The 6395-nt window shown below is 41.3% G+C and carries 3 protein-coding genes and 1 tRNA gene; 1 reads left to right on the forward strand and 3 read right to left on the reverse strand.

Annotation, left to right across the window (positions count from 1 at the left end; translation table 11 throughout):
- Positions 1-23 precede the first annotated feature (23 nt).
- Entirely contained in the window at positions 24-842 is an 819-nt protein-coding gene (locus HCZ11_RS17870) for a mechanosensitive ion channel family protein (protein ID WP_054563554.1), read from the reverse strand.
- Between the two features lie 279 nt (positions 843-1121).
- Between HCZ11_RS17870 and HCZ11_RS17875 the strand changes: the two genes are divergently transcribed.
- A tRNA-His gene (locus HCZ11_RS17875) sits at positions 1122-1197 on the forward strand.
- 507 nt (positions 1198-1704) lie between these two features.
- On the opposite strand, the gene nagP is transcribed toward HCZ11_RS17875, so the two are convergent.
- Together nagP and HCZ11_RS17885 are read right to left on the reverse strand one after the other, a co-directional pair.
- The gene (gene nagP / locus HCZ11_RS17880; protein ID WP_130050447.1) at positions 1705-2988 is read right to left on the reverse strand and encodes an N-acetylglucosamine MFS transporter NagP; all 1284 of its coding nucleotides are present in this window, start codon (positions 2986-2988) and stop codon (positions 1705-1707) included.
- Between the two features lie 547 nt (positions 2989-3535).
- Positions 3536-6184, reverse strand: coding sequence for a family 20 glycosylhydrolase (locus tag HCZ11_RS17885; protein WP_167659119.1), 2649 nt, complete (start codon positions 6182-6184; stop codon positions 3536-3538).
- Positions 6185-6395: the final 211 nt, after the last annotated feature.

Here is a 6395-nt window from a genome sequence, read left to right on the forward strand (position 1 = left end):
TTACTACTTGTAAGTTAGACTTATTAGTCTTCTTTGTGCAAATGAACATCCATTTGCGGGAATGGGATTGTGATGTTGGCATCATCTAATGCGATCTTAATGTTTTCCATTAAGTCGAAATACGTTGGCCAGTAGTCAGCTGAGTTAACCCAAGGGCGAACGACAAAGTTTACGCTTGAATCAGCAAGCTCAGATACAGCTACTGTGTATGCTGGGTCTTTTAATAAGCGCTCTTCCTTATCTAAAACTGATTTAAGTACTGCTTTCGCTTCTTTAAGATCTGCATCGTAACCAACACCGATAACTAAATCGATACGACGAGTTGATTCACGAGAGAAGTTAGTAATTGGGCTGCCCATAATTGATGAGTTAGGCATGATAATTACTTTGTTATCTGGTGTACGTAATTCTGTAGAGAAAATTTCGATTTTCTTAACTGTACCCGCTTTACCACCAGCTTCTACATAGTCACCTGATTTGAAAGGACGAAGTAAGATGATTAAAACGCCTGATGCAAAGTTAGAAAGTGAACCTTGAAGTGCTAAGCCTACAGCTAGACCTGCCGCACCTAAAATAGCAATGAACGATGTTGTCTCAATACCAAGTTGAGATAATGCCATTAAGATTGTTGCAGCAAATACAATTGCATAGACAATGCTAGCAACAAATGAACCTACAGCTTTATCGACTTTCTTTTTATCAAATGCTTTTTCGGTTAAGCCTTCGCAGAATTTAGCGATGCGACCACCGATGAAGAAAATGATTAGCGCTAGAACCGCCTGAACGGCGTAATGTATGATTAAACCTGAATTCTCGTTGATCCAGTTCATTATTGTATCCATGTTCTCTCCTGAAGTTCATTTGTAGCATGACGCTGTGCAAATTATATATGATCTTTGGTTAAAAAATCATTAAATTACACGCAAAACTAAGAAATGAGTATTTGCTCAATTACAAAAAACGCAAGTCTAATCTGCGAAACTGAACGCCAGCTGACCAAAGGGTTATTTCTGAATTTTCTGAGACAAGTAAGTTTTTTCGACTTTTTTCATTTTAGGGGTTCACAAGCTAAACTTAATTATGTAATATGCGCGCCACACCAAACGAGGTGTATCTCAGTGGCGGCTGTAGCTCAGTTGGTAGAGCCCCGGATTGTGATTCCGGTTGTCGTGGGTTCAAGCCCCATCAGTCGCCCCACTTCTCTCCCTTAGTAAATCCATATAATTTTCTATTTTAAGTTCCAAGATTTATCTTTAACACCTGCTTTCAATTCAAAAAGCCGTCAGCTTTCAGCTGTCAGTTTTGAGCCGAACTGTATTGTCTGTGGGTAATAGCTTTAAGCGGTTGGCTGTAAGCTAGATTGTTTTGTTTGTTGGAACCGTATTGTTTTGCCGCCTGGGTATTGAATGGAAGACGCGCCAAGCAAGCGTGAGGCCTACATTGTAGGAGGCGTTTTAACGCCGAACAGATTTGACCTATTCACGGCTAAAGCCGTTCCTACGATATACGAAATGCGAAATACGAGGTGCGAGATATTGTAGGCGTGAAGTTTATTTCGCGCGAAAGCCTAGAACCTAATCTCTCAAATCCCAAACAAAAAAATGCCACCTTTCGGTGGCATTACACACGGGATTATTTCTATTTACTAGAAATGCTTTTCAAAGCTCAAGGCCATTAGGTTTACATCTAGCCTCAAGCTCATAATTACTTCCAACTTTTCATCTTGTGGCCTTTCACAGCATAGAAAAGTATGAATAAATAACAAGGCAACATAACAATGTAAGCCATTTGTTGCGCTTCAGCGCTTTTTACACCACCACTTGCAAGGCCCCAAAATAATGGGCCAAATGCGCCACCGGCTATACCCATAACAAGCAGACCAGAACCTACGCTTGTAAGTTTGCCTAAACCAGATAGTGCTAACGGCCAAACGGCTGGCCAAACAATCGCATTAGCAAAGCCTAGCACAGCAATGAGCAATAGGGTATCAGGCAGTACCGATTTTAGGCCAAATAATGTTGATATAAATACAGATTCATTACTACCTGTGACTATCGCTAACGTTAACACACAACCCAATATTGCTGAGATAGTCAGCGCTGTTTGCTGCGACAGTACTCGTGGGATAAGTAAAATCCCTAAAAAGTAACCTAACACCATACAACCCATGGTGTACGAGGTCATCACGCTATATTTTTCAACACCTAACGACAACGCAAAACTGCCTATTGTGTCACCTGCTATCACTTCAACAGCAACATATACGAATAATGCTACAATACCTAAAGCAAGGCTTGGATGCGCTAGTGCTTCTTTTACTTGCCCTGGTTTTTGTTCATCAGCATCATCAATAAGTTCTGGCAGTGGCATTTTCGTTACTGCAAAACCAAGTATACCAATAAAAAGTGCCATTCCTAAATAGGGGTATATTAAGCCATTAGCCATGGCATCAATATCAGTTTGGCTAAGTTCTTTACCGACAAAACCTTTAAAATCACTCAGTATTAATGCGGTAAATACAATCGGCGCAACAACACCAGCACCTTTATTTAATATACCCATAATACTTACTCTGGCTGCAGCTGACTCTTCTGGGCCGATTCTTACAACATACGGGTTAACTGCTGTTTGTAGCAATGTCTGCCCAGCTCCCATAACAAGTTGCGCAAATAAAAATAGCGCAAACACCTGCGTTTTTGCAGCAGGAATAAATAGCAAGCCTGCCACCATCATAGTTGCCATACCCAGTGCCATACCATTTTTATAGCCGACCTTTCTGATGATCATTGCTGAAGGTAGGGCAGTAAAGGTCACTGCAATATAAAATGAGAAAATAATCAGCGATGCCTGAAAAGGTGACAGCTGTAAAACTTGCTGTAGAAACGGCATCAATGAGCCATTTAACCACGTAGCAAAACCCAATATAAAAAACAGCGTGGCAACAATTGCCATAGGCACAACACTGCTTTGTTTATTCATTTCAGACATAACATTTCCCGTAACAGCACAGTTCAATTCTATAGCGCTGCTCATTTAGATGATTATATAAAAGGTATATTAAATATTTATAACACTACTGCAACAAAAATGACAGCGCTGACATATTTCTTTTAAGTGGTTTCTAGGAGCGGTCAGCTTTCAGCTGTCAGTTTTGAGCCGAATGTGCGGATACGTAACTGAAGTGATAGTCAATACCGTAGGCGTGAAATTTATTTCGCGCGAAAATTTATTCACAAAGAGAAGTAAATGAGAAAAGAATGAGGAAGTACTAATAATGCTTTTTGTAGCGCTCTCTTACCCTCTTTGTAATCATTTGGCTTTCTCTGTGAAGCGCGCAGCGCCTCCGTGTACTCTGTGGTTCAATAATTTTTTGCACAAAGAGTAATGAATGAGAAAAGAATGAGGAAACCAAAACATTACTTTCTCTTAAGCGTAGCGTCTCTTATCCTCTTTGTGAAAATAAGTGGTTTAAAACAAAAAATGACGCCTGCGGTTTACTGCAGGCGTCATGTTTATTTATCGCAAAACGAAGGCATTACTCACCCACAACGGTCACGCGGCTGGCTTGCTGTGCGTTTAAGCGAGTGCGTAACGTAACTTTTGCATTGCTATCAACTTTGACTGGTTCAGCGTAAGTTTGCCAGCTTTGGCCGTTATCTAAGCTGTATTCAATGCTCAAATAACCAAATGCACTGTTGGCATATAACTTACCATTTTCAATCACACCACCCGGTACTGGTAAATGCAGGTTGATGCCGTCTTTAGCTAATTTATCAAGCTCTTTTAAGCCTACTGCACTTGAGAATTCAGCCCAATCTTTTGCTTGTTTTTTAGTATCTACACTTTCACCTTCCCAATCGGCTTTATGCCATGCGCGCTCTGCTACTGACAGAATACGCGGGAAGATCATTGCTAATACTTGATCTTCAGTGCGAATCGTTTCTGACCATACCTGACCTTGCATACCTAAAATGTTCTCAGGCTTTTCAAGTTTAGGTAATGGACGACCAACCAAAGCTTCTAAATTAACGATTGGCTCACGGGTGCGCGTGTAATCAGCATTTGCATACACGTCATCTGGCATATAATTAAACGCTTTTTTAGTATCTGTGTAACGGGTTGCCCAGTAATAACCTCGTTCTTCTGGGCTTGCTTCATATGGGTGGTCAAAATACAAGTGCGTACCATGTGATAGCACCACTTGGTAACCTGCATTGGCTAGGCGGTATGCTCTATCTGCAACACCCCACTCCCAAATATTATCCCAGGTATTAACGGTAAAAGTTTTATTAGGGAACTCATCACGTTTAAACGAATTTTCGCGGTCATACATGATGCCGTCTTCCCAAATACCCGGAGAAATACCGCGCTTTTCAAGTAAGGTTGCAACACGCTGGGTAAAGTAAGGCTTTAAATCAGCGGGGCCAGACACACCATTGTTAGGATCTGCAAATAGCGCCTGACAGATTGGTGAGCCAATCCACGAACCAGCACCTACTTCGTCACCACCAATGTGCAGGTTCTTTAACTGAACACCTGCTTCGCGATACATCTGCTGAAGCTCATAGGTCACTTTATCTAAAAATGCGTAGGTCGAGTCCATACACACATTCATTGAGTTATCTTTGTAGTTTTGTACCGTCATGTACACAGAGGTATCTTTAGGATCGGTTAGCAAGTATTGTGTTGCTGGTCCCATATCGATGTGCTGAACTTCTTTGTTCGCTGAACGAGTTTTAATATTATTTTTAGCGGCTTTTTCAGCTTGCTCTAGCATGTTGTGATAGCGTGCTTCCATCGCTTTGATTGAGGCACGCGCATGGCCCGGGCCTTCAACTTCAGGAATAATTTGAATATGGCGATCTTTGGCAAACTTTAGTAACTCGACAAACTCTTCACGTTTCAGATAGCCATTACCTGAGCCAGATTTAAATGGCCCAGTACCAAGCTGAGTTAATAAGCACTCGCGCTCTTCTAAATCAAAACAGCGATAACCGCCAACGTCAGTGAGCTCAGGTAAACCAGGGATCTCAAGTCGCCAACCTTCATCTTCTGAAAAGTGCCAATGCAGCTTATTCATTTTGTAGCGTGCCATTTGCTCAACAAGCTTGAACATGGCTTCTTTGCCATGATAGTTACGACCGTTATCATAATGCATGCCACGCCAGCCATAGCGCGGTGAATCTTCTAACTCTAACTGCGGTAAACTCGCACTACCTTGGCTGTTTGCAGGGATCAGGTTCAATAAACTTTGCATCGCATAAAATACACCTGCGTTATCACTACCCACGATTGTGATTACTTCATCATCAATCTCAAGGGTATAGCTTTCTGCTTTTGCATTATTGAGCTTAGGGTCAACTTTCAGGCGAATAACTTTGTCTTTGCCTACATTAATATGGTCAGGTTGTGCTTTAAGGCTAATGCCATAGTCATCTTGTAAGTCTTGCATAAACACCATGACTTCGTGTTTAAGTTGCCCTTGATAACTAATTTGCCAATTACTATTGAGTGTCGCGCTGCCACGATTAAAATCGACTTTACGTGGTTTAGGAATAATGCGCTTTAAAGCATCGTCTTTACTGACCGAAAACTTATCAGCACTATTACGTTCATAGCGGATCTTAGCTGTTGCTAAAACCGATAAATCTTTTGGTTCATTGTAACGACGTAACTGATTTTCGCGGGTAAATGGTGCTACAAACTGTTTAAAGTCTTCAGTGTCGGTATTTGCGAATACCGCGGGTTTGTTCTTACCTGAAACAAAAAACGCGCGTGGCATAAAGTCACTGTAAGCGACAATCCACACTTGTGCATCAAACGGCAGCTCTAAGCTCTCGCCAGCCGCTAAACCTTTAAATGAACTGGTTGGTACAATGCGATGTAAATCGCCATTAACGTGCTCGATATTAAGGCCAGCAACATGCTCTGTCGAAATTTCACGCACTGAGTGAATATAAAGTTGCCAGTCGCTTTCACCCGCAGGTAATGGCACATCAGAACGATTATTGAGGGTAATTTTCCCTAAAAAGCCCGCATCTTTATTACGAAAGTTATCTTCAACCGAAAATAATAACTCGGTATCTTTAGCAAAGTGATTAACTTGCGATTGGGTCAACGCTGCATTTGCCATCACAGGCGCAGTTGCTAGCATTACCGCGAATACTGACCTTTTAAAGCCCATTACATTCTCCTCGTTTAAGCCCTGAGTGTACGGTATTTCTGCGTACTATTTGTCATTTTTGTTAATAATTCGTTCCTATCATATAAAAACTAAAATGACAGCGCTATCATTTTATGAAAAATATAGGTGAGGAGTTAGCTATCAGCTATCAGCTATCAGCTATCAGCTATCAGCTATCAGCTATCAGCTATCAGCTATCAGCTATCAGCTA

The organism is Pseudoalteromonas sp. HF66 (genome assembly GCF_011806445.1).
GTDB classification, from domain to species: Bacteria; Pseudomonadota; Gammaproteobacteria; order Enterobacterales; family Alteromonadaceae; genus Pseudoalteromonas; species Pseudoalteromonas apostichopi.

Excerpts from the sequence above, each read along its gene's own strand:
- HCZ11_RS17885 (WP_167659119.1), bottom strand. The coding sequence starts at position 6,184 with ATGGGCTTTAAAAGGTCAGTATTCGCGGTAATGCTAGCAACTGCGCCT.
- HCZ11_RS17870 (WP_054563554.1), bottom strand. The coding sequence starts at position 842 with ATGGATACAATAATGAACTGGATCAACGAGAATTCAGGTTTAATCATA.
- nagP (WP_130050447.1), bottom strand. The coding sequence starts at position 2,988 with ATGTCTGAAATGAATAAACAAAGCAGTGTTGTGCCTATGGCAATTGTT.